General features: G+C 65.4%; 21 protein-coding genes. 15 read left to right on the plus strand and 6 right to left on the minus strand.

Going from position 1 to position 26,432, the window contains the following annotated elements; all coding sequences use genetic code 11:
* Positions 1–347: 347 nt before the first annotated feature.
* Together IEX24_RS18325 and IEX24_RS18330 are read right to left on the minus strand one after the other, a co-directional pair.
* Positions 348–1,514, minus strand: coding sequence for a winged helix DNA-binding domain-containing protein (locus tag IEX24_RS18325; protein ID WP_188681019.1), 1,167 nt, complete (start codon positions 1,512–1,514; stop codon positions 348–350).
* A gap of 84 nt (positions 1,515–1,598) precedes the next feature.
* Positions 1,599–2,669 (minus strand): App1 family protein phosphatidate phosphatase, encoded by a 1,071-nt coding sequence (locus tag IEX24_RS18330; RefSeq protein WP_229715549.1) that lies wholly within the window; start codon positions 2,667–2,669, stop codon positions 1,599–1,601.
* Between the two features lie 202 nt (positions 2,670–2,871).
* On the opposite strand from IEX24_RS18330, the gene IEX24_RS18335 reads away from it, so the two are divergent.
* The 5 genes from IEX24_RS18335 (at position 2,872) to IEX24_RS18355 (ending at position 6,885) form a co-directional block, all read left to right on the plus strand.
* Entirely contained in the window at positions 2,872–3,531 is a 660-nt protein-coding gene (locus IEX24_RS18335) for a TetR family transcriptional regulator (protein WP_229715551.1), read from the plus strand.
* 173 nt (positions 3,532–3,704) lie between these two features.
* Entirely contained in the window at positions 3,705–4,517 is an 813-nt protein-coding gene (locus IEX24_RS18340; RefSeq protein WP_188681021.1) for an ABC transporter ATP-binding protein, read from the plus strand.
* A 13-nt stretch (positions 4,518–4,530) separates the two neighbouring features.
* Positions 4,531–5,223, plus strand: a complete 693-nt coding sequence (locus IEX24_RS18345) for an ABC transporter permease (protein ID WP_188681023.1) — start codon at positions 4,531–4,533, stop codon at positions 5,221–5,223.
* The gene (locus IEX24_RS18350; protein WP_188681025.1) at positions 5,220–5,957 is read left to right on the plus strand and encodes an ABC transporter permease; all 738 of its coding nucleotides are present in this window, start codon (positions 5,220–5,222) and stop codon (positions 5,955–5,957) included. The genes IEX24_RS18345 and IEX24_RS18350 overlap by 4 nt, the downstream gene beginning before the upstream one ends.
* A gap of 1 nt (position 5,958) precedes the next feature.
* The gene (locus tag IEX24_RS18355; protein ID WP_188681026.1) at positions 5,959–6,885 is read left to right on the plus strand and encodes an ABC transporter substrate-binding protein; all 927 of its coding nucleotides are present in this window, start codon (positions 5,959–5,961) and stop codon (positions 6,883–6,885) included.
* Between the two features lie 106 nt (positions 6,886–6,991).
* Here IEX24_RS18355 and IEX24_RS18360 read toward each other — a convergent pair whose 3' ends face one another.
* Complete coding sequence (locus IEX24_RS18360; protein WP_188681028.1) at positions 6,992–8,005, minus strand: M56 family metallopeptidase; 1,014 nt, start codon at positions 8,003–8,005, stop codon at positions 6,992–6,994.
* A 166-nt stretch (positions 8,006–8,171) separates the two neighbouring features.
* Entirely contained in the window at positions 8,172–8,573 is a 402-nt protein-coding gene (locus IEX24_RS18365; protein WP_188681030.1) for a BlaI/MecI/CopY family transcriptional regulator, read from the minus strand.
* A 143-nt stretch (positions 8,574–8,716) separates the two neighbouring features.
* On the opposite strand from IEX24_RS18365, the gene IEX24_RS18370 reads away from it, so the two are divergent.
* Genes IEX24_RS18370 through cydC form a run of 4 tightly spaced genes read left to right on the plus strand, consistent with a single transcriptional unit; the run spans position 8,717 to position 14,725 of the window.
* Positions 8,717–10,126, plus strand: coding sequence for a cytochrome ubiquinol oxidase subunit I (locus tag IEX24_RS18370; RefSeq protein WP_188681032.1), 1,410 nt, complete (start codon positions 8,717–8,719; stop codon positions 10,124–10,126).
* 2 nt (positions 10,127–10,128) lie between these two features.
* Positions 10,129–11,223: a cytochrome d ubiquinol oxidase subunit II gene (gene cydB / locus IEX24_RS18375; RefSeq protein WP_188681034.1), complete on the plus strand. Its 1,095-nt coding sequence runs from the start codon at positions 10,129–10,131 to the stop codon at positions 11,221–11,223.
* On the plus strand, positions 11,223–12,998 hold the full coding sequence (cydD, locus tag IEX24_RS18380; protein WP_188681036.1) for a thiol reductant ABC exporter subunit CydD: 1,776 nt from the start codon (positions 11,223–11,225) through the stop codon (positions 12,996–12,998). Before cydB ends, cydD begins: the two co-directional genes overlap by 1 nt.
* Positions 12,998–14,725, plus strand: coding sequence for a thiol reductant ABC exporter subunit CydC (gene cydC, locus IEX24_RS18385; protein WP_188681038.1), 1,728 nt, complete (start codon positions 12,998–13,000; stop codon positions 14,723–14,725). Before cydD ends, cydC begins: the two co-directional genes overlap by 1 nt.
* 210 nt (positions 14,726–14,935) lie before the next feature.
* On the opposite strand, the gene IEX24_RS18390 is transcribed toward cydC, so the two are convergent.
* On the minus strand, positions 14,936–15,811 hold the full coding sequence (locus tag IEX24_RS18390; protein WP_188681040.1) for an aminotransferase class IV: 876 nt from the start codon (positions 15,809–15,811) through the stop codon (positions 14,936–14,938).
* Between the two features lie 21 nt (positions 15,812–15,832).
* On the opposite strand from IEX24_RS18390, the gene pabB reads away from it, so the two are divergent.
* The 5 genes from pabB (at position 15,833) to holA (ending at position 24,655) form a co-directional block, all read left to right on the plus strand.
* Entirely contained in the window at positions 15,833–17,248 is a 1,416-nt protein-coding gene (gene pabB, locus IEX24_RS18395; RefSeq protein ID WP_229715553.1) for an aminodeoxychorismate synthase component I, read from the plus strand.
* Between the two features lie 175 nt (positions 17,249–17,423).
* A complete protein-coding gene (gene leuS, locus IEX24_RS18400; RefSeq protein ID WP_268236297.1) occupies positions 17,424–20,060 on the plus strand; it encodes a leucine--tRNA ligase in 2,637 nt (878 codons plus the stop codon).
* A 63-nt stretch (positions 20,061–20,123) separates the two neighbouring features.
* Entirely contained in the window at positions 20,124–21,083 is a 960-nt protein-coding gene (locus IEX24_RS19740) for a ComEA family DNA-binding protein (protein WP_229715556.1), read from the plus strand.
* 22 nt (positions 21,084–21,105) lie between these two features.
* Positions 21,106–23,589 (plus strand): ComEC/Rec2 family competence protein, encoded by a 2,484-nt coding sequence (locus IEX24_RS18410; protein WP_188681042.1) that lies wholly within the window; start codon positions 21,106–21,108, stop codon positions 23,587–23,589.
* 7 nt (positions 23,590–23,596) lie between these two features.
* Positions 23,597–24,655, plus strand: coding sequence for a DNA polymerase III subunit delta (gene holA / locus IEX24_RS18415; protein ID WP_188681044.1), 1,059 nt, complete (start codon positions 23,597–23,599; stop codon positions 24,653–24,655).
* Between the two features lie 89 nt (positions 24,656–24,744).
* Here the strand turns inward: holA and rpsT are convergent, their stop codons facing one another.
* Positions 24,745–25,005, minus strand: a complete 261-nt coding sequence (gene rpsT / locus IEX24_RS18420) for a 30S ribosomal protein S20 (RefSeq protein WP_188681046.1) — start codon at positions 25,003–25,005, stop codon at positions 24,745–24,747.
* A 211-nt stretch (positions 25,006–25,216) separates the two neighbouring features.
* Between rpsT and IEX24_RS18425 the strand changes: the two genes are divergently transcribed.
* Positions 25,217–26,365: a pyridoxal phosphate-dependent aminotransferase gene (locus IEX24_RS18425; protein ID WP_188681048.1), complete on the plus strand. Its 1,149-nt coding sequence runs from the start codon at positions 25,217–25,219 to the stop codon at positions 26,363–26,365.
* The last annotated feature ends 67 nt before the right edge of the window (positions 26,366–26,432 follow it).

The following is a 26,432-nucleotide window of genomic DNA, read 5'->3' on the forward strand; positions in this document are numbered from 1 at the left end:
CACGTCCGGCCACACGAAGCGATCGCCTGGAACCGGCCCGCCGACGTTCACGCCGGCCTCGCCGACCCCACCATCCCCAACTTCGAAAAAGAAGAAACCCTGCCAACTACTTGACGCGGGACACGGTCACGCCCCCGTGCTGCCGGGGTGGGTGTCGGGCGATTGTTTGGCTGCCTGTCGAGTTATGGATGCCAGCGCCGCCGCACCCCAACGCTCCCGCACAAACAGCGCTGACATTCATTGTTTGAGCTGGGCAGACAAATTATCGCCCGACACCCACCCCACCACCCCAAAACCACCCCACCACCTCAAAACCACCCCACAACGCCGAACCCAGCAAAGGCGGGCTACTCAGCGAGCGGCACCCCGAGATACCGAGAGTAGGTGCGCGCAGCGGAAGAAGCACCCGCGAGTTGCGCAGCCGTCAGCGTCACGAAGGGGTCGAACGTGACCGTCACCTTTTTCGCCGTGGCGCGGCGCGACCAGGTGCCGAGAACGCGGCCACCAGCCACGATGGTCGGCAAGAACATCCCGTTGCCCCCGGGAACGATCCGCTCGAAGTGCGCCGCATCGAGGGCAGCGCTGCGGTCGGTGTAGCCGAGGAGGTACTCGTCGAACCCGGGCAGCAGGTGCACGGGAGGCTTGCGCGGTGGGCGGGCGGCAGCGACCGCCGGAATGCCGGTACTGTCGCTGACAGGCGAGCCCGGGTCAGAACCGCCTCGCGAGGCGGCGTCGAGCGTGCCGGCGCCCATCCAGTACGTCACACCGTCGAGTTCCAGCGACTCGAGACCCGGCCGAGCGATGTTGAGACCGGTGGCCGCCTCTTTCGCCAACACTTTCGACCACCAGAGAAAGTCTTTCAGCGTTGCGGGCCCGTGGCTGGTGAAGTAGCGCTGCACCAGTTCGCCGAGACTCTCGTCGCGCTGCAAGCGGCGAGGCGCGGTAACCCACTCGTCGAGCAGCACCAGCGCCTGCGCATTGCCGATCATCGGGCCGAAGCACAGCGTTTTGGTGTGGCTGAGGTACCAGAGCACGTGCACCCCGCGTTGGCCGTCGGTCGCGACTCCGCCTGCGGCGAACTCAGCGAAGAGTTCGTCGCGGGTCAGTGCCCGCCCACCCGAGAGCGCACTCTCGGCGATGACCCGCGCTTGCTCGAACGTCGACGTGTCGAGACCGAGGCCTCGGTGTCTGGTTGCCGCACCGGCTATCGTTCGCGAAGCCGTCAGATCGAGCATCCAGCCCAGGTCTTCGCCTGCCACGAAATGAAGCGTGCCCCGAAACGGCCACGATCGCACGAACTCGCCACCGTTCAACGACGCGTCGACGTCGGCGAGCGTGCAGCCGGGTGTGCGCAGCCCGACCGACCACTTCGCGCCCGGCAGGTCTTGGGCTTGCATCGCGGTCATCCAGCGCACGGTTTCGCTGGCCGAGGCCGGCGTTGCACCGGGCGCGATGCGCTGGCTGGCCAAGCGCAACCCGGTCAGTCGCTTGCGGTCAGCATTCGTTTTCGCCATCGTTCGCCTCGCCCCGCTCCGCCTTACCCTCGCCTCGCCTTACCGTCGCTCCGCCTCGCCCAGCCCCGCCGAATGCCGCTGCGCTCAGAGCAGCCCGGCGGCCCGCAATTGCTTGGCGAGACCGGCACCGTCGGGCGCGTACACCCACAACGCCTGCGACTTCTCTGACATGTCTTCGGCCTTTGAACGACCGCCGGCGAGTACCGCCTCGCTTGGCGAAAGCTGTCGTATCGCGATAGCCGCCACGTTGTTCGGGTACAGCTCTTCGAATTCGCCGTAGATCTCTTCGTCGTGCTGGCCGTCGTCACCCACCAGCAGCCACTTCATCTCAGGAAACTCCTCGGCGAGCCGGTGCAGGTTGTCGCGCTTGTGCTCCCGCCCGCTGCGAAAAAGCCGGTCGTGCGTGGGCCCCCAGTCGGTGAGCAGCAGGGCGCCAGAGGGGTAGAGGTTGCGCGACAAGAACCGGGTCAACGTGGGTGCCACGTTCCATGCTCCCGTCGAGAGATAAATTGTGGGCGAACCCGGATGCACGGAGGCAAGCCGATCGAGCAGCACGGCCATGCCGGGCGTCGGCATACGAGCGTGCTCGTCGAGCACGAACGTGTTCCACGCGGCCAGCAGCGGCCGGGGCAACGCCGTCACCATCACGGTGTCGTCGATGTCACTGACCACGCCGAACTTCGCTGAAGGGTCGATGACGAACACGGGGGCTTCGACGATCTGCGAGTCTTCGGCTTGCAGTTGAATGGTGTGCCAGCCGGGTTCGAGCGAAACGGCGAGTTCAGCATCCACTACCCCGCCGCGGTCGGCCTTCACCTGGTGCACGACCCCGTCGACGGTCACCGTGACCTCGACCTCGTTCACAGGAACGCTTGTGAAGCTGCGCCAGCCACGCACGGTCTCGTCTCGCCGGCCGATAAGGGGCAGCCGACGGCGATGCTTCTTGTCGCGGGTCAGCAGCACGCGGCTGAGCACCCGAATCCAGGTGGTCGAGCCGTAGCCGGTGTACGGGATGACCGTGGTGTAGTACCCGCGTTTGCGCGCCCTATTCTCGCGAAATTCGTGAAACGCGTCTTCGATTCGGGCAGCCCTGTGCAATATGAGTTCAGGGGTGACCTTGGTTACGGGGAAGGTCGGTGCTGGCTCGGTTGACACCCGCACAGTCTGTCAGATCAGGCTGAAGACTTCGGAGATTGGGCTCTCAGTCGTGAAGATAAATCGAAAATGAAATGTTGTTCGGCCACTTTTCCTGGCAAACGCGAGAGAATTTACTCAGACTCGGTGACTCGTACGTAGATGATTCCTCGCCTGCGAGTAACATGAGACTTACTTGTTACAACGAAGGGGATGGCCCAAAGTGTCGCTCAGTAAGCTCATCGACGAAACCCTGCTCGAGATGGTCAACGTTCGAAACGAGCCTGTTCAGGTTCGCAGTTCGACACGTATTTCTGCCTTGGTCGATGCCGCAGCCGAGGTCGTCGAAGAGGTCGGCGTCGAGCGCATGACGACGGCCATGGTCGCCGAGCGAGCGGGCGCCTCCATCGGCACCGTCTACCGCTACTTCCCCGACCGCATCGCGGTGCTCTCGGCGCTGAGTCTTCGCAGCATGGATCGCTTTTTGCGCCAGACCCGTGAGAACATCCTCCGTGAGAAGCCCGAGTCGTGGATCGACCTGCTGATGGTCTCGTTCGACACCGGCGTCGAGATGCATCGCACCGAGGTCGGCTTCACGTCGATTCGTCTGGGCGACTTGGTCTCGTACCCCGATGTGGAGCCGTCGGGCATCCGGTCGGCCCGCATCGCGAAGGCGTTCGCGGCCATCATCAGCGAAGACTTCGGCCTGGCCGAGACCGACGAACTGACCCTGCGCATCGAGATGTCGGTGAACATGACCGACGCCTTGCTGACCCGGGCCTTCGTTGCCGACAAGAAGGGTGATGAGACCATCATCGCCGAGGCTCGCAAGGTCGTTCGGGGTTACCTGACGTCGGTCAGCGAAGACGCGCCGGTCAAGTAGCGGGTCTCGCCTGGTACGGGTCGCCCCTTCGGTAAGGCTCTCGTAACCTTTTCACCGTTGTGAATGTCGGTGGTGTGCGTAACACTGCGTCAAGCCCGGCTTTTGGCTTTGCCAATCGCCCGCAATGATGTTTTGCTTGGCCCACACCGCCCATCACGACGAGAGACGACCACATGATCGAATTCACAGCGGTCACCAAACAGTTTTCTGACGGAACCGTGGCTGTCGACGAGTTCAGCCTGGTGATTCCGGCGCGCCAGACCACGGTGCTCGTCGGCTCGTCTGGGTCAGGTAAAACTACGCTTCTGCGCATGATCAACCGCATGGTGGAGAAGACCAGCGGCGAGATCGAGATCGACGGCGAAAGCATCTACAAGCTCAACCCCGTGAAGCTCCGCCGCAGCATCGGCTATGTCATGCAGAACTCGGGGCTGCTGCCGCACCGCAAGGTGGTCGACAATGTCGCGACCGTTCCTCTCTTGAACGGCGTCAAGAGAGCGGATGCCCGGCAGGCAGCCCTCGCCCTACTCGACACCGTGGGCCTCGACCGCGCCCTCGCCGACCGTTACCCCAGTCAGCTCTCTGGCGGCCAACAGCAGCGCGTCGGCGTAGCTCGTGGCCTCGCTGCCGACCCCAACATCTTGCTTATGGACGAACCGTTCGGCGCCGTCGACCCCATCGTCCGCGCCGAACTGCAGCAAGAGCTCGTACGAATTCAACGTGACCTCGGCAAGACCATCGTGTTCGTGACCCACGACATCGACGAGGCGTTTCTGCTCGGCGACCAGGTGGTGCTGCTCGAAAAGGGTGGCCGTATCGCGCAGGCGGGCACGCCGGCCGAGATTCTCTCGAAGCCGGCCAACGACTTCGTGGCAACCTTCATCGGTGCCGACCGCGGCCGCCGGGCGCTGAAGGTCGAGGTGGTGAACGGCCGCAACGTGGTGGTCGACGCCGACGGCCGGCCCACGGGGGTACTGCAATCGTGAGGAACGCACTCTCGTGAACTGGGTCGTCAACAACTTCGATCTCATCTGGCAGCTCACGCTGATTCAGGTGACGCTCGCCATTCCGCCCATCATTCTGGGTTTCATCATCTCGCTGCCGCTGGGCTGGGTCGCCAACCGCTTCAAGCTGACCCGTGGGGTGCTGCTGACGGTCAGCGGGCTGCTCTACACGATTCCCTCGCTGCCGTTGTTCATCGCTCTGCCGGCCATCATCGGCACGGGCATCCTCGACCCCATCAATGTGGTCGTGGGCCTCACCATCTACGCCGTGGCATTGATGGTGCGGCAGACTGCGGATGCTCTGGCCTCCGTCGACCCCGGAACCCGTCAGGCCGCCACCGCCATGGGTTTCTCGGGCTGGAGCCGATTCTGGCGGGTCGAGTTTCCCCTTTCCGGGCCCGTACTACTCGCCGGGATTCGGGTGGTGTCGGTCAGCACGGTCAGCCTCGTGAGCATCGGATCGGTCATCGGCGTCACAAGCCTGGGCTACCTGTTCTTGAACGGCCTGCAGCGCGACATTCCGGGCGAGGTCATCAGCGGTATCGTGGCGACGCTGGTGATCGCCATCGTGTTCGACCTGGTGCTGGTCTTCATCGGGCGGCTGTTGATGCCGTGGACGCGGGCTGACAGAGCGCGCGTCTCGAAGCGCCGCGTGCGCGAGGCGCAGGCCGAGGCGGTGCTGTCATGAACTTCATTCAGCAGGGCTTCGCGTGGATCTTCGATCCCGTGCGCTGGAGCGGCCCCGGTGACATTCCCAGCCGCATTCTCGAGCAACTCGGCTACACCTTCGGTGCGGTAGCCATTGCGGCGGCCATCGCCATACCCCTCGGCCTGCTCATCGGGCACACCGGCAAGGGCCGTGACGTTGCGGTCGCTCTCTCGGGCGGACTGCGTGCGCTGCCGAGTCTCGGCCTGCTCATCATCTTCGCGCTCGCCATCGGCATCGGGTTCAAGGCCCCGTTGCTCGCGTTCGTGATTCTGGCGATTCCACCCGTGTTGTCTGGTGCCTATGCCGGGGTCGAGGCCGTCGACAAACGCACGGTGGATGCCGCACGAGCCATGGGCATGACCGAGTGGCAGGTGCTGACGAAAGTAGAGGTGCCGCTCGGGGCGCCGTTGATCGTGGCGGGCATCCGATCGGGCATTCTGCAGGTGGTGGCGACAGCGACACTGGCCTATTTCGCCAGCGGCGGGGCCCTCGGCGTGTTCATCAACGACGGGCTCGTGACGCGCGACTACAACGAGCTTTTGGGCGCCTCGATTCTGGTCACTGCGCTCGCATTGGTTCTGGAGGGCATATTCGCCCTTCTTCAGAGGTTGATCGTGCCACGCGGTGTCACCGCAGGGCAGATCGCAGAAGTTCGGTCGCGACCAACCCGGTCGAGACCGACGGTGGGATCCCCCATCCAAGAAGGGAAATAGCATGTTCACAGCAGGCAAGAAAGGCCGTATCGCCGTTATCGGCGCTATCGCGGTCAGTGCGGCAATCGCACTGGCAGGGTGTTCGTCGAGTAGTAGTACCCCGCTCGGGTCGAGTGCGTCGGCTAGCGCAGGCACCATCGTCATCGGCTCGCAGGCGTACTACTCCAACGAGATCATCGCCGAGATCTACGCGCAGGCGCTCGAGGCCAACGGCCAGACGGTGACCCGCCAGTTCAACATCGGGCAGCGTGACGCATACCTGCCGTCGGTGGAGAACGGCACCATCACGCTGTTTCCGGAGTACACCGGAAACCTCTTGCAGTACCTCGACAAGACGGCTACCGCCACCACATCGGCTGATGTCTACGCAGCGTTGCAGAAGGCCGTTCCCGACAACCTGACGGTTCTCGACCAGGCTCCTGCTGCCGACCAAGACGCGTACGTCGTCACCAAGGCATTCTCTGACGCCAACGGTGTGACGAGCATCGCCGACCTCGCCAAGGTGCCGAACCTGACGCTCGGCGCCAACCAGGAGTTCTCGACCAGGCCCTACGGCCCCACGGGTGCTCTGAGCACCTACGGTGTGACTCTGGGATTCACCCCGATCAACGACTCCGGCGGACCCCTCACGGTTCAGGCGCTGCAAAACAACACGGTTCAGGTTGCTGACATCTACACCTCGTCATCGGCCATCACCAAAGACAACCTCGTTGTGTTGAGCGACCCGAAGGGCCTCATTCTGGCCTCGAACGTCGTTCCGCTGATCAACAAGGCCGCTGCAACCCCTGAGGTCACCTCGGTGATCAACAAGGTCGACGCCGCGTTGACCTCGTCTGAGCTCGCTGCGCTGAACGATGAGAGCACGGTCGACCAGAAGTCGTCTGCAGACATCGCGAAGGCCTGGCTGGCGAAAGAGAAACTGTTCTAAGAGGCTCTGCTTCTAAGAGGCTCTGCTTCTAAGAGGCTTTGCTTCTAAAAATTTGTGCGTCTGAGCGCCGGGTTGCTTCCCTCGGGAGGCGGCCCGGCCTCGTTCGTTAAGAAGCCAGCAACAAAACCGTGGGTATGGCCAGCATGACGACGGCGGTGCCCACGATGAACGCCCGTGTTGCGACGTTCAAGGGGGGCTCCGGATGCACGAGGCGGGCCACCCGCGCAGTGACGGGGTCGAGCGACCAGCCACCCGCGTTCTCGCGCGACGAACCGCCAGAACTGGCACCGACGCCAGCGCCTCGGCGATCGGCCAGCGCTACCGCGGCCGCGCGGCCGTTCGGGCGCCGCACGATGGCCTCGGTCTCAGCCGAGCCCACCAGCGCGATCGCTTGCGCCAGAGTCTCGTCGTCGGTGAAACGGCGGCTCTGATCATCCGCCAGCATCTCGACCAGCAGTGAGACGGCGACCTGGGCGCGGGTCGCGATGGGAAACCAGGGGAGGGCGCTGCGCCACGACTCGAAGGCGACGAGCACGATGTGGTGTTGCTGGCGCAGGTGGCCGCGCTCGTGGGCGATGACGGCCTCGAGCTGATCGGTGCTGAGCAGAGTGACCAGGCCCTCAGAGAGCACGGTGACGGTTCGGGCTCCGGGCAGGCAGTAGGCAACGGGTGCGGGGGAGTCGATGATGTGCGTTCCCGGGCGGCCCTGCAGGGGAGTGCTGAGCAACTCGACGAGTGCGCGGTGGCGGCGGCGCTGCCGTTCGGTTCGGGTCGTGGTGACGGCCAGGTTCAGCAGCAGGTGTGCGGTGAGCAGGGCGGCGCTGCTGAGGGCGAAGATCTGAATCAGACCGACATCGGGGGGCAGCGGACCGGTGACGAAGAGGGGCGGCAGTTCGCGCAGCCCACGGATGAGACTCGAACTGAACGGCGCAAGGCCGAAGGTGACGAGCGAGCCGATCATCGAGAATCCACCCGCGAGGGCGATGGCCGACCAGACACCGAGTGCGACTCCCGGCGAGCGGCTCGGCCAGTGCGCTTTGGCGAGCAGCACCGGAACCGGCCAGGCCAGCAGAACGGCGAGCGCGGCAAGTAGCACCGATGCGATGAGCATCGAGTTCATGGCAGCTCTACTGTCAACCGGGGAAGCACGCGCTCAGCGTACCCGCATTGCCTCGGTCTCATCCCAGCCTCCACGCCTCGGGGTTTGACTCGTGAGCCCAATGCGACGCAGTTGAGCCGTTAGAGCGGACTCAGTGTGGTCGTAACGGACTCACTGCGGCGCAGAGTTACGCCGGGTCGACAAGCGAGGGGGCGGGGGATTCGCTGGCACGAGCATCCAGCAGCTGGCGCAGCGTTTCGGCCTCTTGGGGTGTCACCTGGCCTACGAAGTGGGCGAGTGCCGCAGCGCGGTCGGGCTCTGCGCCCAGGGCCTGCTGCAGCAGCTCTGAGGTGTGGTCGGCACGAGTCGTGACCGCGTAGTAGAGGTGCGGGCGCACCTTGCGGTTGCGATCGACGAAACCTTTGCGCTCGAGCCGCGAAAGCACGGTGAGCATGGTGGTCAGTGCGAGCTCATTGCCGGCGCTGGTCTTGTGAGCCAGTTCGTCTCGCAATTCGGCTGCCGATACAGGTTCGTCGCTCGACCACAGTCGCTCCATGATCGATCGTTCGAGGTCACCCAGGGTTGCCATGCTTTTACATTACCGCCTTTCGCAGAATTGTTCTACACTCGGTAGAAGTTGCTTTTCTACACAATGTAGAACTACCGGATTCACCCGGGAAAACGCACAATAGTAGCTCAGAAACAGCTGAGCAGTTGACACGCGGAGGCGCTGTGAACGACTTGCTTGATCCGTTACTGCTGTCACGCTGGCAGTTCGGCCTGACAACGATCTATCACTTTCTGTTTGTGCCCCTCACCATTGGGCTGGCACTGACCGCTGCCATTTTTCAAACGGCATGGGTTCGCACCAATAAGGCGCAGTACCTCCAGCTGACGAAGTTCTTCGGCAAGATCTTTCTGATCAACTTCGCCATGGGCGTGGTGACCGGCATCGTGCAGGAGTTTCAGTTCGGCATGAACTGGTCTGACTACTCACGGTTCGTTGGCGATGTGTTCGGCGCTCCGCTGGCGCTCGAGGGGTTGCTGGCGTTTTTTCTCGAGGCGACGTTCATCGGGTTGTGGATCTTCGGCTGGGATCGATTGCCGAAGAAGCTGCATCTCGCCACGATCTGGATCACCGCGCTGGCGAGCATCCTGTCGGCGTATTTCATCATCGCTGCCAACGCGTTCATGCAGAACCCGGTGGGCTACCAGATCAACCAGGCCAAGGGCCGTGCCGAGCTGACCGACATCTGGGCGCTGTTGACGAATAAAGTGGCGCTCGCCGCGTTTCCGCACACGATCTTCGCCTGCTTCATGGTGACCGCGGCGCTCATCATCAGTGCTGCGGCGTGGCATCTGACTCGTAAACAGCACGTTGACACGATGCGCCCGGCGCTGAAGTTCGGGCTCTGGATGATGGTGATCGCGGGTATTCTGACCATCTTCACCGGCGACCAGCTCGGGCTCGCCATGGTGCAGACGCAGCCCATGAAGATGGCTGCGGCCGAGGCGTTGTACAACACGGCGACGGGCGCGAACGCTTCGTTCTCACTGTTCACACTCGGCACGCCCGACGGGGTGAGCGAGTTGTTCTCGATTCGAATACCGTATCTGCTGTCGTTCTTGTCGACCCATACGCTGAACGGCACGGTCGAGGGCATCAACGATCTGCAGGCGCAGTACACGCAAACGTACGGGCCGGGCGACTACACACCGATCATCTGGGTCACCTACTGGGCGTTTCGGTACATGATTCTGTTCGGCGTGCTCTCGATCGTCACTGCAGTAGCGGGTCTGTGGTTCACCCGGAAGGGTCGTGAGCCGAAGCGCTGGATGTGGAAGGTCGCCATTTGGGCTGTGCCGCTGCCGCTGGCCGCCATGATCGTGGGCTGGGTGTTCACCGAAATGGGCCGTCAACCGTGGCTCGTGTTCGGCCTGCTGAAGACCAGCGATGGCGTCTCGCCCAACACGACCGGGCTCGAGGTGCTGATTTCGCTCATCGCGTTCACGCTGATCTACGGCATTCTGGCCGTGGTCGAATTCAGGCTCATCAAGAAAGCCGTGCACCAGGGGCCAGAAGAGCCGCCCGAACCTGACGAAGTGACGGGCGAAATCGCCCACGAAGCGACGGTGTACTGATCATGGATCTGCCTACCCTCTGGTTCTTCATTCTCGGCTTCTTCTTCATTGGGTACTTCGTGCTCGACGGGTTCGACTTCGGCGTCGGCATGACGCTGCCGTTTCTCGGTCGCGACGATACTGACCGCCGAGTGCTCATCAACACCATCGGGCCCATCTGGGACTTGAACGAGACCTGGGTCATCGTGGCGGGAGCCGTGATGTTCGCGGCGTTCCCCGAGTGGTACGCCACGCTGTTCAGCGGCTTCTACCTGGTGATGCTCGCTATTCTGCTGGCGCTCATCCTTCGCGGGGTCTCGTTCGAATACCGGCACCAGCGGCCCGAGGCGTCGTGGAAGAGACGATTCGACCGGATGATCGTGATCGGCTCGGCCGTGCCCGCCTTCTTGTGGGGGCTGGTGTTCGCCAACGTCGTTCGGGGTGTGCCCCTTGATGCCGGTTTCAACTTCACCGGCAGTCTGCTCGACCTGTTCAACCCGTACGCGATTCTCGGGGGGCTCACCACGCTGCTGCTGTTCTTCACGCACGGAGTGATCTTCGTGTCGTTGAAGACGTCGGGGTCGATCCATGAACGAGCTCGGGCGCTTGCCATGCGGTCGGGGCTGCTGACCATCGTGGTCGCGGCGGCGTTCTTGGTGTACACGACGGTGTCGTACGGCACTGTGTGGTCGGGCATCCTCTCGGCCGTCGCAGCAGTGACGTTGATCGGCTCGTACATCGCGAACCTGCGGACCGCCGATCGATGGGCGTTCGCTCTGATGGCGACCACGATCGCCGTGGCGGTGCTGAGCCTGTTCGTGTCGTTGATGCCCGATGTGATGCCCGCGACGAACGACCCGGCGAACAGTCTCACGATCGCGAATGCGTCGTCGTCGGGGTACACGCTGACGATTATGAGCTGGGTGGCGCTGATCTTCGTTCCACTGATTCTGCTGTACCAGGGGTTCACGTACTGGGTGTTTCGAAAGCGGCTCAGCAGGGCGAGTATCACGGAGGAGGTTGAGCCTGGCGCTGCTGGGGCTGGTGGCGGTGGCGCTGGCGCTGGGCCGTCGGGCGCTGGGTCGTCGGGGTCTGGCGAAGCGGCGGCGAGCGCCTGATGAAGCCTGTAGATCGGCGACTTATGCACTACGCGGCGGCCGCGCGAGCGTTTTTCGGAGTGGGTGCGGTGCTTGCGCTGGCGCAGGTGGTCTGCGTTGTCGCATTCGCGTGGCTGGTGAGTTCGATCGTGGTGTCGGCCATCGAAGGCGCGCCCCTCACCGCGCTGGCCGGCTCGCTCGCGTGGCTCGTGGTGGTCGTGCTCGTGCGTTCTGCGCTGGCATGGCTGATGGAGGTCAACGCGGCGCGCGGCGCGACTGTGGTGAAGAGTCAGCTGCGGCGTGAAGTGCTTCAGGCGCTGCCGCGGCTCGGGCCGTCGTGGCTGTCGACGCGAAACCGTGCGGCGGTGTCGACGGTGGTGACGAGTGGGTTGGATGCCCTCGACACGTATTTCTCGAAGTACTTGCCCCAGCTCATCCTGACCGTTGTCGTGACACCCGTTGTGCTCGTCGTGCTGTTTTTCTGGGATTGGGAGAGCGGCTTGACGGTGCTGCTGACGTTGCCGCTCATTCCGTTGTTCATGGTGCTGATCGGTTGGGCGACGCAGAAGGCGCAGACCGAGCAGTGGCAGCAGCTCGGCCGGCTCTCGGGCGCGTTTCTCGATGTGGTGGAAGGGCTGTCGACCCTCAAGGTGTTCGGGCGAGAAAAGCGGCAGACCGCGCGAATTCGTGCGGTGACCGACGAATACCGCTCCGCCACCATGAAGGTGCTGCGCATGTCGTTTCTGAGCGGATTCGCCCTCGAGCTGGCGGCGAGTCTGGCGGTAGCTCTCGTGGCGGTGTCGATCGGGCTCCGGCTGGTGAACGGATCGCTGGCGCTCGGCGTCGGGCTCTTCGTGCTGATGCTGGCGCCCGAGGCGTTTCTGCCGCTGCGGCAGGTGGGGGCGCAGTTTCACGCGGCGGCCGACGGGGTCGCGGCAACCGATGATGTGTTCGAGATTCTGGATGCGGCGGGGCGCGGTGCGGTGGGTGCGGATTATTCGGCCACCCGCGCTACCCGCGCTACCCGCGCTACCCGCGCTACCCGCGCTACCCGCGCTACCCGCGTGAGTGTCTCTGACGTGAGCGTGCGATACGCAGACCGCGTCGCGGTGGAGCATTTCTCGGCGACGTTCGCTGGCGGCGCGCTCAGTGTGTTAGCCGGGCCGAGCGGAGCCGGGAAGTCGACTCTTGTCGCAGCGCTGTTGGGCTTTGTGGAGTTCGATGGCAGCGTTCAGCTTGGCGACCGCAGAGGGGGCGGAGGAGAGTCGACACCTCTGCGCTCGATGCCCCTGCACCGAGAGGCAATCGCGTGGGCGGGCCAGCGGCCTGGGCTCCTGGCGGGGTCGATCGCGTCGAACGTGTCGCTCGGTGACGTGTCTCCGTCGGCGGCCCTCGTGGCAGAAGCGCTGAGGTTGGCTGCCGCGGGCGATCTAGCGAAGGATTTCGTGCTCGGCGTGAACGGTACCGGGCTCTCGGGCGGTCAGGCGCAGCGCGTCGCCGTGGCGCGAGCCTTCTACCGGCATCTTTCGCGCGGCTGCCCCGTGGTGGTGCTCGACGAGCCCAGTTCTGCGCTCGACAGAGCGACCGAGGCGGCGCTGATTGCAGGAGTACGCGAGGTGGCCGAACGAGGCGCCATCGTCGTCGTCGTCTCGCATCGCCCTGCCTTTCGCACGGCGGCCGATCAGGTCGTGCGCATGGTGGCTCCCGTCGGGATCGCGGAACCGATAGCCGCTGCTGCTGCCGCTGCTGCCGCTGCCGCTACCGCTGGCGCCCCGCTCTCGGCGAAGGTCGGCTGATGCTCACCTCAGAAGTACTTCGGCTCGCCCAGCCGCGCTGGCGTGCTTTCGCACCCGGGCTGATCTTCGGTGTGCTCAGCGCGGCCGCAGCGGTGGCGTTGCTCGCAACGTCGGCGTGGCTCATCACGAGGGCGGCCGACGAGCCGCCGATACTGTTTTTGTCTGCGGCGATTGTCGGGGTTCGCGCCGCGGCGCTCGGGCGAGCATCCTTTCGGTATCTCGAGCGGCTGCAGAGTCACGACGCCGCCTTTCGCGGGCTGGCCGACCTGAGGGTATCGATCTACGAGCGGCTGATTCCGCTCGCTCCCGACGGACTGCGCGGCACCCGCCGGGGCGACCTGCTCGCACGGCTCGTGGGCGATGTGGATGAGCTGCAGAACCTTCCGCTGCGAGTGGTTCAGCCGCTGGCCACCTCGCTCATCGTGGCCGTTGCCGCTGTGGTTGGCGTGAGCATCCTGCTGCCCGCGGCCGGGCTCGCGCTCGCCGTCACCTTGGCGCTCGCCTTCGCGCTCGGCACCCTCGTGAACGCTCGCCTCGCAGGCCGCGCCGAACGCGACCTTTCGCCAGTGCGCGCCGACTTCGCCGACGGCACCCTCGACGTCGTTTCGAACCTCGACGTGCTCGTCGCTTTCGGGGCAGTGGATGCCCGGCTCGACCACCTGCGAGACACCGAGTCACGACTCACCCGCGCCGCCCTCGGTACGGCGTCGGGTACTGGCGCGGTGGCGGGCGTGGTGTCGCTGCTGGCGGGGGCGGCGACGTTCTGCGGGCTGCTCTTCGGCGTTCCGGCGCTCGGCGTCGTGACGGGGGTGGCAGGTTCTGCGGGCGCGGCTGCTGTCGCCGCTGCCGCCGGAGCCGGTACGTTCGGCGCCGTTTTCGCCGGCGGCGCGATCGACGGGCCTGTGCTCGCGATGCTGGCGCTCGTGCCCATTGCGGTGTTCGAGGTGTTCGGCATGGTTCCGCTCGCTGTCGGAGCGTGGCGCCAGGTGCGGGTGAGCGCCGAGCGCGTCGCGCAGGCGGTGCCGACCGTGGTGCCGCCAGAGATTCCCGCGGATGTGCCCGTGCAAGATCTACGCGTGGGCGCAATCGCGTCGGCGATAGAGCTGCGCGGGCTGTCGGCCAGGTGGCCGGAAGCGCGGGGCGATGCGTTCGGAGGTGTTTCGCTGAGCATCCGGCCCGGAGATCGGGTGCTCGTCACCGGGCCGAGTGGAGCAGGTAAAACGACTCTTGCGCACGCGCTCGTGAGGTTTCTCGACTACGGAGGCGAATACACCATCGGCGGGGTGGAGGCGCGTGCGCTGCCGGCCGAGGAGGTGCGCCGCACGGTAGGGCTGTGCGAGCAGCAGCCCTACCTGTTCGACGCGAATCTGCGGCAGAACCTGCTGTTTGCGCGTGAATCTGCCACAGATCACGACCTGCTGAACGTGCTTGAGCGAGTGGGGCTGCGCGATTGGGCTCTCGAGCGTGGCGGGCTCTCGGCCCACGTCGGGGAGCGCGGCGCGCTGGTCTCGGGCGGGCAAGCTCAGCGCATCGCGCTCGCCCGGGCGCTGCTCGCAGGCTTTCCCGTGGTGATCTTCGACGAGCCGACCGCGAACGTCGACCCCGACCAGGCCGACCTTCTGCTCGCCGATCTGCTCGCGGTCGCGGGCCCTCGGCGTTCGGTGGTGCTCATCTCGCACGCGGACGTGCCGCAGGCCCTCGTAACGCAGACGCTGCGGCTCGCCTGACCTGCACCAGAAACCTGACCTGCGCCAGCCACCTGACTTGTACCAGCGACCTGACGTGCGCCAGCGACCTGACGTGCGCCAGCCACCTGACGTGCGCCAGCGACCTGCGCCAGCGACCTGGGCGTCCCGGCCTCCCCTGCCGCATCCCCGCCTGCTCAAGTCGGCGGCTTGGCCACGGCCGCCAGCCGGCGCTGCCGCATCTCCGCCCGCTCAGGTCAGGGGCCTGGCCAGGGCCACCAGCCGGCGTTGCCACTCGGCAGAACGGCGGGGGTCTGCCGTGACAGCAGGGCCGCCGGGCCACGAGGTCACGAGCCGAATGCCGTACAGCGCGTTGACCGCCCAGACCTCGCAGCCGTCGAGCTGGGCTGGGGCGGAGCGCTCCTCGACCACACGCACGCCCGTCGCCTGCGCCAGAACCCGAATCGTTCGCGCGGTCACGCTGTCGACGCGCGCGAATTCGGCGGGGGGTAGGTGCAACTCGTCGCCACGCCACCACAGAACGGCCGTGGTGGTGCCCTCGATGATCTCGCCCTCGCCGGTGAGAATCACCAGGTCGTCGATGCCCTCGGCGCGCGCTGCGTCACGAAGTTTCGTGAGCCGCACGAGGTCTGGCCCCTTCACGCTCGGGATGCTCCGCGGGTCTTCTCCCTGATGAGTGCCCAGAACGGCGGTACTCGAGGGTTGTGGCGCGAGCCGCATGAGCAACGAAAGCTCCCGGCGCTTGCCGCCCCGACCAGCACCGGCACCAGCGCGGGCGCCGCTCACGCCTGCCGCAGCGCTCAACTCAACCCGCGGAAACCACCGGTGGATCGGCGGAATCGCTTCGAGCGCAGCAGCCCAAAAGGCTTCGAGCAGGGTCGGGTCGGTGTCTCCGCTGGCCAGAGCAGAGCGCACGAAACGGTCGTGGTGAAGTGCCACCGCACGGGCGCGGCCCTCATCGACGAGCCACGAGTCTGCGACCAGAAGGCGCTGCCGGGCATCCGGAACCGCAGCGAGCTGCTGAAAGGCTCCGCCCCGAAAGACGAACCGGCGAGAGGTGGGGCCGGCCGGCTCGGGGGGCGCGGCGGGAGGGGGAGGCTCGGTCATGACACGCCCTACGCTAATACAGTGTCACGCCGACTGATCAGCTCGAACCTCGGCTGCTGGGTCGACCCGGCGGTGGCGTTTGAGGCGCTCTACGCTGGCGCGCAGACGGCGTTCTGGCTCGATTCGGGGCCAGATGCGGTCGTCGGAATGAGTTATATCGGGGCTGCGGCGAGCTCGGCGGCTGGCCGCCTTGGGGCCAGTGCGGTTGATCACGCGGGGGCGGCGGTGCTCGACGACATCGAGAAGTCGCTTGCGGTGGAGCGGGGCGGTGCCCCTGGTTTCGGATTTGGCGGGTTCGCTGCCGCTGCCGCTGCCGATGCTGCTGCTGCTGCCGCTGCCGGACTGCCCGCGTTTCAACTCGGCTGGGTCGGCTGGCTTGCCTATGACGTCGAAGACTCGCGCTTCATGTTCGTCGATCGGGCGATCGCCTTCGACCATGCCGCCCGCACTGTGACGCTGCTCGCGCTGGCGGAGGATGACGAGGCGCCCGAGCCCTGGCTCGAAGCGACTGCCGAGCAGCTGCGCGTGGCCGGCAATCGGGGTGTAGATCACAGTGGCCGATTCGCCGATTCCGTGGCATCTGCATCGACCCTGGCGGCACCGGCCGCCCGCTGGCGCCACAGCCCGCCCGAGTACCTGCGGCTCGTTCGTGAATGCCAGCGGCTCATCGGCGAGGGTGATGCGTACCAGTTGTGCCTCACCAACGAGGTGACGGTGGCAGTGCATCCCGAGCCCCTCGCCACCTACCGAGCGCTCAGAGCCGCGAACCCCACCCACCACGGCGGGTTCATGCGGTTCGGTGAGATGTCGCTGCTCAGCTCGTCGCCCGAGCAGTTTCTCGAAGTGACGGCCGGCGGCGCTATCACCACCAAGCCCATCAAGGGCACCCGCCCGCGCGGCAGCACGCCCGAATCAGACGCAGCGCTGCGCGACGAATTGCGCGAGAACGTCAAAGAGCGCGCCGAGAACGTGATGATCGTCGACCTCATGCGCAACGATCTGGGCAGAGTCGCGCAGACGGGCACCGTGCGCGTGACCGCGCTGTTCGAGGTCGAATCGTTCAGCACCGTGCACCAACTCGTCAGCACTGTCACGGCTCAGCTCGCCGACGGGTTGACGGGGGTGGATGCGGTTCGGGCGAGTTTTCCGGCTGGTTCGATGACCGGCGCCCCGAAGATCAGCGCGATGCAGATACTGAACCGGCTCGAACGGGGTCGGCGCGGTATTTACGCGGGGGCGTTCGGTTACTTCGGGCTCGACGGCCGGGTCGACCTCGCCATGAGCATCCGGAGCATCGTGCTCAGCCCGACGGGAGCCTCGATCGGCACGGGAGGCGGAATCACGGCTCTCTCGGTGCCCGAAGACGAGCTCGCCGAGATCGAGGTGAAAGCTGCGCCCCTGCTGGCTGTGCTGGGCGTCGTGGATGCTCGGGGCTGATGCCTCCGCGACGCAGGCGTTCTGGCTCAGCTGACTCCGCACGGCTGTCTGCTGTGGGCGTATTCGAGGCTGACGCGCAGCGGAGCATCGTTTAGTACTCTTGACTGTTGGAGTTGTGCGGGGCTCGCTGTCTGCCCGAACGCGCGCGGCTTCTTCCCGACGAATTGAGACTTACGTGACTATCGAACACGATAACGCCGTGCGCGGCGCCGAGGCCGGCGAAGGCCGTACCGCCGGCGAAGGCCGCACCCCCGCAGACGAGGCCGCCGACCCGAACCGGTACGACTTCGATCGCCTGCAGAAGAAGTGGCTGCCGCGCTGGGATGAGCTCGAGCCCTACCGCACCGACCTCGACGGCGACAAACGCCCCCGCAAATACGTGCTCGACATGTTTCCGTACCCCTCAGGCGACCTGCACATGGGTCACGCCGAGGCGTACGCGCTCGGCGACGTCATCTCGCGCTACTGGCGTCACCAGGGCTTCAACGTGCTGCACCCCATCGGCTGGGATTCGTTCGGGCTGCCCGCAGAGAACGCCGCCATCAAGCGCCAGATCGACCCGCGCGAGTGGACGTACGCGAACATCGACCAGCAGAAGGCGAGCTTCAGGCGCTACGCCGGCTCGTTCGACTGGTCACGCGAGCTGCACACCTCTGACCCCGAGTATTACAAATGGAACCAGTGGCTCTTTCTGAAGCTCTACGAAAAGGGCCTCGCCTACCGTAAATCGAGCTGGGTGAACTGGGATCCGGTAGACCAGACCGTTCTCGCGAACGAGCAGGTGCTGCCTGACGGCACCTCCGAGCGTTCGGGCGCCATCGTGGTGAAGAAGAAACTCACCCAGTGGTACTTCAAGATCACCGACTATGCCGACCGGTTGCTCGACGACCTCAAGCAGCTCGAGGGCACCTGGCCGGCCAAGGTCATCGCCATGCAGCGCAACTGGATCGGCCGTTCCATCGGCGCCGATGTCGACTTCGCCATCGAGGGCCGAACCGAGCCGGTGACCGTGTTCACGACCCGGCCCGACACCCTCTACGGCGCCACGTTCATGGTCATCGCGCCCGAATCTGAGCTGGCGGCAGAGCTCATCGCCGACCCGTCGGTCTCTACCGAGGCGCGCACGCGCTTCACCGAGTACCTCACGGAGGTGCAGAAGAGCACCGAACTCGAGCGGCAGTCGACCGACCGCCCGAAGACCGGCGTCTTCATGGAGCGTTACGCCGTCAACCCGCTGAGCGGCGAGCGGCTGCCCATCTGGGCGGCCGACTACGTGCTGGCCGACTACGGCACCGGCGCGGTCATGGCGGTGCCCGCGCACGACCAACGCGACCTCGACTTCGCTCGTGCCTTCAACCTGCCTGTGCGCGTTGTGCTCGACACGAATCAGCCGGTCACGGGCGCTATTCCGGTCTTTCCCGACGGCGAGATTCCGGATGATCTGCCCCCACTCGACCCGTTCAGCACCGGTAAGGCGCTGACCGGCGACGGTCGCCTCATCAATTCGGGAGCCCTCGACGGCCTCTCGAAGGGCAAGGCCATCACGAAGGTCATCGAGCTGCTTTCGGCCGCAGGAACCGGTCGTGCCGCGAAGAACTACCGCCTGCGGGATTGGCTGATCTCACGCCAGCGGTATTGGGGTACGCCGATTCCGATCATCCACGGGGCAGATGGCGCCGAGCTTCCGGTGCCCGAGGATCAGCTGCCGGTACTTCTGCCGCCGACCGAGGGCCTGAATCTGCAGCCGAAGGGCACGTCACCGCTGGGTGCCGCCGCCGATTGGGTGAACGTGCCCGACCCGCGCGACGGCTCGCCTGCACTGCGCGACGCCGACACGATGGACACCTTCGTCGATAGCTCGTGGTACTTCTTGCGCTTCTTGTCACCCACCGACGAGACGAAGGCGTTCGACCCGCGCGAGGTCGACAAGTGGGCGCCCGTCGATCAGTACGTCGGCGGCGTGACACACGCCATCTTGCACCTGTTGTACGCCCGATTCATCACGAAGGTGCTGTTCGACCTCGGTTATGTCTCGTTCACCGAGCCGTTCAGCGCGCTGCTCAACCAGGGCATGGTGCTGATGGACGGCTCGGCCATGTCGAAGTCGAAGGGCAACCTGGTTCGGCTCAGCGACCAGCTCGACGAGCACGGTGTCGACGCCATTCGTCTGACCATGGCGTTCGCCGGCCCGCCCGAAGACGACATCGACTGGGCCGACGTGTCGCCGGCCGCCTCGGCGAAGTTCTTGGCTCGCGCTTGGCGGCTCGCGGGTGACGTGACCACCGCTCCAGAGGTCAATTGGCGCGCCGGTGACATCGCGCTGCGCCGCGTGACGCACCGGTTCTTGGCTGAAGCGCCGGGCCTGGTCGAAGCGTTCAAGTTCAACGTGGTCGTCGCTCGCATTATGGAGCTCGTCAATGCGGCCCGCAAGGCGATCGACAGCGGCCCTGGCGGCGGTGACCCTGCCGTGCGCGAGGCCGTTGAGACCATCGCTCTGGGGCTGTCGTTGTTCGCGCCATACACCGCAGAAGACATGTGGGAGCGCTTGGGGTACCCGGCATCCATCTCGGCGTACAACTGGCGCGGGGCCGACCCCGCTCTGCTCACCGAAGAGTCGGTGACGGCCGTGGTGCAGGTCGACGGCAAGGTGCGCGACCGCCTCGAGGTCTCGCCCAAGATCTCGTCGACCGACCTCGAGGCGCTCGCGCGCTCGTCGGCTGCTGTTGCGCGCTTCCTCGGCGATCGCGAAATCGTGAACGTCATCGTGCGCGCGCCTAAAATCGTCAACATCGCCACAAGGCCGGCCTCCTAGCAGTTCTCCACAGATCGGGGGCCGGGCGGATGCTCGGCCCTTCCTGTTTCGTACGGTCGGGTCATGGCATTTTTCCCTCGGCGCACTAGCGCTACACCTACTGCAATTCCGCTCGCCATGTCTGACGACGAACCGTCAGACGCCGAAGCCGCCGCCGCCGACGATGGGGTTCCCGGCGGCGACGCTGCGCCGCAGCGGTCTCGGGTTCGTATCGGGGTTGGGGCGGCCGTCGTGCTTGTGCTCGTGGCGCTCGTGTGCGCGGTGGTCATTTCGTTGGTGACACCGCACGGGCGAACCGACACCATTGCGCTCGCCGCTGCGACGAGTGGGCGGGTAGCTTCTTCCGGAGGCGCTGCCGTGCCGGCGAGCGTGAGCGGCGCATCGAGCGAAGGTGGCCCTACCGGTACTTCGTCAACCACCGCTTCGCCTTCGCCGACCAGCGCGACTGACGGCGCGGGCACCAGACCAGGCGCGACAGCCGGAGCTGGGGCCACTACTGCGGGAGCTGCGCAAACGGGAGCGGCGATCATGGTTCACGTTCTGGGGTCAGTCGTTCGGCCTGGGCTCTATCAGCTGAAGGCGGGCGATCGAGTGTTCGACGCTGTGGCCGCGGCCGGCGGATTCAGCGCGAATGCCGATCAAGGGCAGCAGAATCTCGCGCGAGTGGTGAAAGACGGCGAACAGCTTGTGATACCCGAGACCGGTGTAGCGCCGCCTCTGGGGTCGGTTGCAGCGGCGGCCGGCGCAGGTGCTGCCGGGGCTGCTGGGGCGGGCGGGTCTGGCAGCCCAGGTGCGAGCAGCGGCTCGGGTGGCGCGAGTTCGGCTACGCCCGCGATCGTCAACATCAACACCGCTGACGAGACGACTCTCGAAACACTTCCGCATGTGGGCCCGCAAGTGGGTGCTCGCATCATCGCCTGGCGAACGGCCAACGGCCCTTTCACACAGGTCGAAGACCTGAAGAACGTCTCCGGAATCGGCGACAAGACCTTCGCCGAGCTCCAACCGCTCGTCACCGTCTGACCCGCAGACCGAGGCTCCCGCGATGATCTCCGATCTCCGCCTCGTCGCACCGGCAGCCGCGTGCTGGCTCGCCGCTGCGATTCTGGTGGGCTTCTCACCCGACGTGGTTGGCAACTGGGCACTTCCTCTCGGCGCGAGCGCGTTTCTTGGCGCGCTCATCGTGCCAGCAGCAAGCACACTGGTGGCTCACCACAAGAAACGCATCAGACCTGGCCGCTTTCGATCTTTGGCAGTCGGCGTCACCACTCTCACCTTGGCCAGTATCGGCGTGCTGTGCATCTCCATTGCGACACAGTTGCCGGTGCGCAGCCCTGACAATGTCGCCGCCCTCGACGGGCACAGTGTCACGCTGATCGTCACCGTGGGCTCAACGTCCGTCGAGTCTGACGCAGAAGGCTTTTCGGGCCCCGAGTCGTCGATACGTTTCTCTGCCACGGCGACTCGGGTCGATGCGGGTGGGCACGAGAGCGAGCTGCGGATGCCCGTACTCGTGTTTCTGCGAACGAGCGACGACACGAGCATCCACCCCGACCTCGGCAGTCAGCTTCGGCTGACCGGCACACTCAAGGCGACTGACCCCGGCGAAAGCGTGGTGTACCTGGTTTTCGCCGAGGGCTGGCCCGAAACCGTGACGGTAGCGCCCGCGTACCTCGCCTGGGCGAATCAGCTGCGTTCGCAATTTCGAAACAGTGTCGGCGGCCTTTCGGGCGATGGTGCACAGCTGGTTCCGGGTCTTGCCATCGGCGATGTGAGCCTGGTGAGCGAAGAACTCAACTCGAGCATGATCACGAGCGGACTGAGTCACCTCACCGCAGTGTCGGGAGCGAACTGCGCCGTCGTCGTGGCCGCCATCATGCTGCTCGGGGGAGCCATCGGTCTGTCGAAACGATGGCGCATTGTGCTGTCGCTCGTGGTCATGGCGGGTTTCGTGGTGCTCGTCACGCCGTCGTCGAGCGTGGTGCGGGCCGCGGTCATGGCCACCATCGTGCTGATCACCCTCGCCTCAGGTCGATCGCCTCGCGGGCTGCCTGCGCTCTCGCTCGCGTCGATCGTCATGCTCGTCGCCGACCCGTGGCTGGCTCGAAACTATGGGCTGGCGCTCTCCGTGCTCGCCACGGGCGGCTTGCTGCTGCTCACGAGGCCGTTGCAGCAGTTGCTCTGCCGCTGGCTTCCGGCGGGGCTTTCGCTTGTCATCGCCGTGCCGCTCGCCGCGCAACTCGCGTGTCAGCCCGTTCTGGTGCTGCTCTCGCCCAGTATTTCGCTCTACAGCGTGCCGGCCAACCTCCTGGCTGAGCCGGCCGCACCTGTCGCAACCGTCGTCGGGCTGATCTCGTGTGTGGTCGGGGCCGTCGTTCCCGGTGTTGCGCCCGTCGGAGCCTGGCTGACATGGGTTCCGGCCTCGTGGATCGCCGGCGTATCCACGTTCTTCGCCCAGGCGCCCGGGTCGAGCATCCCGTGGCCGGGTGGTGCCCTCGGCGTTGCGCTGGTCGTGGTCTTGACCGCAGCAGCCTTCGTGGCAATCTTCGCGCGAGAGTCTGCGGCGGCCCGCGCTCGCCGGATCAGGCGCCACACTTCGCACCCGCGCACGCGGCTTGCGCGTCGCGGCCGCCTTGCGCCAGTCACGCTGCTGCGCATCGGGTCGGCCGCCGTCGTGGTTCTGACGGTCACGATCTACGCGGGTGCCGGCATCGGCGGGGCGCTGGGCGGTGGCACCGGGGGTGGTCTAGCCGGCAGCAGCTGGCCCGCTGGATGGCACATCGCGGCCTGCGACATCGGGCAGGGCGACGCAGTCGTGGTGCGTGACCCCGATACCGGCCACATCGCCCTCATCGACGTCGGCCCCGACCCGGCACTGCTCACCGTGTGCCTTCATCGGCTCAGCATCACGACCATCGACCTGCTCGTTCTGACCCACTACGACCTCGACCACGTGGGAGGCCTCAGTGCGGTGCTCGGCCATGTGGTGACCGCGATGCTCGGCCCACCCGAAGATGGGCACGATGCTGCCATGGCCGATTCGCTGACGAAGGGCGGTGCGGATGTTCGGCACCCCACCCGCGGAGACACCGGCGTTCTGGGTGACCTGAGTTACAGCATCCTCTGGCCAGAACAAGGCACTACGCTTCGCGGAAACGACGCCTGCGTGACCGTTCAGTTCACGGGCGCGATCAGGTCGTTGTTTCTCGGCGACTTGGGCGAAGACTCGCAGCGCCTGGTGATGGCCGCCAACACGCTATCGCACGAAGACGTGGTGAAGGTCGCGCATCACGGTAGCGCCGATCAGAGCGAAGACTTCTATCAGGCGATCTCTGCCACGGTCGGGCTCATCTCGGTGGGCATGAACAACCGGTACGGGCATCCCACCGACCGACTGCTCGGAATACTCGCCAGGGCACAGACCATCGCCTACCGAACCGACCTGTTGGGAATGATTGTGCTCACCCCGACCGCGGCCGGGCTTTCGGTGTGGTCAGACGGTGCGGCTAGGGTTGAAAAGAAGAAATGAGGTGGTCATGGCGGTAACGCGAGGCTCACGATCGGCGCCCGCGCGGGGCGCGGCGAAGGAGTCTGCCAAGTCACCGGCGCCGGTGATTCCGCAGCTCTCGTGGGAGCAGATTCGGCCCGCGGCTGTCATTCTCGTGTCGGGCACCGAGTCGTTTCTGGCTGAGCGCTCGATTCGCCAGCTGCGCGACCTGTTGAAGGCCGAAGACCCGAGTCTCGAGATCAGCGACATCGACGCAGCGAGCTACGCGCCCGGTGAGTTGCTCACCATGGCGAGCCCTTCGCTGTTCGGTGAGCCCCGGCTCATCAGGGTCTCGTCGGTCGAGAAGAGCACTGACTCGTTCATTCTCGAAGCCATCGAGTATCTGTCGTACCCGGCTGATGACACCTACGTGGTGTTGCGCCACGGTGGGGGAGTGCGCGGCAAACGGCTGCTCGACGCGGTGCGCGCGAGCACGGGCGACGTGATCGAGATCGTCTGCGCGGAGTTGAAGAAAGACACCGAGCGGTACGACTTCTCGGTCGCCGAGTTTCGGGCCGCGGGGCGCCGGGTCTCGCCGAGCGCCATACGCGCACTGGTCTCGGCGTTTGCGGATGATCTGGCTGAACTCTCGAGCGCCTGCGGGCAGCTCATCGCCGACACGAGCGACGAAATCACCGAAGCCACCGTTGCCCGCTACTACTCCGGGCGCGTCGAGACCAACGCCTTCGCCGTCGCAGACAGCGCCATCGCTGGTCGGTACGGTGAGTCGCTGGCACTGCTGAGGCACGCTCTCGCGACCGGCGCAGACCCTGTGCCGATGGTTGCCGCTTTCGCCATGAAGCTGCGCACCATGGCGAAAGTGCTCGGCACCCGGGGCGGCTCAGGGCAGCTCGCGGGTCAGCTGGGCCTTGCGCCCTGGCAGATCGACCGGGCGCGCCGTGACCTTCAAGGGTGGACGGGCGAGGGCCTCGGCCGCAGCATCCAGATGCTGGCGGAGACCGATGAGAACATCAAAGGCGGCGGGCGTGACCCGGTGTACTCCCTCGAGCGGATGATCGCGACAGTGTCAGCGCGCGGCGAGCGCTAACACGCGGTGCCTCCGGCGCACAAACGGCCTGGCTGCTAGCGCACAACAAAAAGCCCCGCCGGCCGACGGGGCTTTTCGAGAGGTTGTGGCTACAGCGCGGCGACGCTCTTCGCGATGGCCGACTTGCGGTTCGCGGCCTGGTTCTTGTGAATGACGCCCTTGCTGGCGGCCTTGTCGAGCTTCTTGCCGGCCAGCGCGAGAGCGGCAACAGCCTTGTCTTTGTCGGCTGCGGCGACGCTTGATTTGACGGCGCGAATGGCGGTCTTCAGCTCGCTCTTGACGGCCTTGTTGCGCTCTTGCGCCTTCTTGTTGGTGCCGTTGCGCTTGATCTGCGACTTGATGTTTGCCACTGAAATACCCTCTGTATCTGATCTGGTTGAAGTGTGTGATGTCGTGGTCTGCATTGCAAGAGCCGGAGCCCGCTAGACAAAGGTCATGAGAGACAAAGGTCATTAGCGTAGCGGCGTCAGGCAGTTGTGCAGAGCACGCAAGCCAACAACCAACATTACCAGGTGCGAGCCCGAACAACAATCTCGCGGCGCGTCAACTAGCGTTTCGTACATGCCCAGTCTCGCAGCACACATGGATTCTGTTCCCCCTTCTGGCATCCGGCGCATTTTCGAGCTCGCTCAGTCGCTCGACGACGTCGTGTTTCTGGCCGTCGGCGAGCCAGATGTCGAGGTCGCACCGCACATTCTCGAGGCGGCTGCTGCGGCCTGGCAGGCCGATGAGACCAACTACACGCCGAACGGCGGCATCACGCCACTGAGGGCCGCCATCGTCGATAAGCTCGCCAGTCAGAACGGCATGGTGGTCGACACCGAGCAGGTGTGGGTGACGAACGGCGGTATGCACGCGCTGTTCCTCGCCATGACCCTGGTCCTCGGGCCAGGCGATGAAGTGCTGCTGCCCGACCCGGGTTACTCGACGTTCGCCATGAACGCTCGCATGATCTCGGCCGTTCCGGTGCCGTACACGCTGCGAGCATCCGGAGCATTCTTGCCCGACCTCGACGAGCTCGAACGGCTGATCACGGCGCGTACCCGCATGATCATCATCAACTCGCCCTCGAACCCGCTGGGCGCCATCTTTCCGAAGTCGGTCATCGAAGAATTACTGGCATTCGCCAAAAAACACGACCTGTGGATACTCAGCGACGAGGTCTACGAATGTTTCACCTATGGCGCGCTGCACACCAGCGTGGCGTCACTCGACACCGACGACCGTGTTTTCTCGGTGTTCTCGCTCTCGAAAACCTACGCCCTGACGGGTGCCCGGGTGGGCTATCTCGTGACGCCGCCCGGAATGGCACCGCTGATGCGCTCCGCCCAAGAGGCGATTGTCAGCTGCATCAACACCCCCGCTCAGCTCGCCGCAGTGGCCGCAATCACGGGCCCGCAAGACCACGTGGTGTCGGCGGCGAATCACTACCGCGACAACCTCGCCGCGGCCACCGAACTCTTGCGCGAACTCGGCATCGAGTACCTCGAGCCGTCGGGAGCTTTCTACCTCTGGGTGAACATCTCCTATGCCACCAACGGTGACGTGGCGGAGTGGGCCGAGCGCTTTCTGCTCGAAAAACGTGTTGCGGTGGCGCCCGGCAGCGCCTTCGGCCGCCACGGTGAGGGCTGGATTCGCCTGTGTGTAGCTGCGGATGCCCGTGACATCGAAACGGGCATCCGTCGACTACCTCGACCGCGGCTCGCGTGACTTTCGGCTGAGCACAGCCTTTTCGCCGGCAATACCGCGGCACATGGCCTCATCTCCGCCGAAAGTG

The sequence above is a fragment of the Subtercola lobariae genome, assembly GCF_014640255.1.
Taxonomy (GTDB): Bacteria; Actinomycetota; Actinomycetes; order Actinomycetales; family Microbacteriaceae; genus Subtercola; species Subtercola lobariae.

Bases quoted from the DNA above. Each gene is read 5' to 3' on its own strand.
- IEX24_RS18360 (WP_188681028.1), bottom strand. From the start codon at position 8,005: ATGAACTCGATGCTCATCGCATCGGTGCTACTTGCCGCGCTCGCCGTT.
- IEX24_RS18410 (WP_188681042.1), top strand. From the start codon at position 21,106: ATGATCTCCGATCTCCGCCTCGTCGCACCGGCAGCCGCGTGCTGGCTC.
- IEX24_RS19740 (WP_229715556.1), top strand. From the start codon at position 20,124: ATGGCATTTTTCCCTCGGCGCACTAGCGCTACACCTACTGCAATTCCG.
- IEX24_RS18350 (WP_188681025.1), top strand. From the start codon at position 5,220: ATGAACTTCATTCAGCAGGGCTTCGCGTGGATCTTCGATCCCGTGCGC.
- IEX24_RS18325 (WP_188681019.1), bottom strand. From the start codon at position 1,514: ATGGCGAAAACGAATGCTGACCGCAAGCGACTGACCGGGTTGCGCTTG.
- IEX24_RS18355 (WP_188681026.1), top strand. From the start codon at position 5,959: ATGTTCACAGCAGGCAAGAAAGGCCGTATCGCCGTTATCGGCGCTATC.
- IEX24_RS18365 (WP_188681030.1), bottom strand. From the start codon at position 8,573: ATGGCAACCCTGGGTGACCTCGAACGATCGATCATGGAGCGACTGTGG.
- cydB (WP_188681034.1), top strand. From the start codon at position 10,129: ATGGATCTGCCTACCCTCTGGTTCTTCATTCTCGGCTTCTTCTTCATT.
- IEX24_RS18340 (WP_188681021.1), top strand. From the start codon at position 3,705: ATGATCGAATTCACAGCGGTCACCAAACAGTTTTCTGACGGAACCGTG.
- IEX24_RS18390 (WP_188681040.1), bottom strand. From the start codon at position 15,811: ATGACCGAGCCTCCCCCTCCCGCCGCGCCCCCCGAGCCGGCCGGCCCC.
- holA (WP_188681044.1), top strand. From the start codon at position 23,597: ATGGCGGTAACGCGAGGCTCACGATCGGCGCCCGCGCGGGGCGCGGCG.
- cydD (WP_188681036.1), top strand. From the start codon at position 11,223: ATGAAGCCTGTAGATCGGCGACTTATGCACTACGCGGCGGCCGCGCGA.
- cydC (WP_188681038.1), top strand. From the start codon at position 12,998: ATGCTCACCTCAGAAGTACTTCGGCTCGCCCAGCCGCGCTGGCGTGCT.
- IEX24_RS18425 (WP_188681048.1), top strand. From the start codon at position 25,217: ATGCCCAGTCTCGCAGCACACATGGATTCTGTTCCCCCTTCTGGCATC.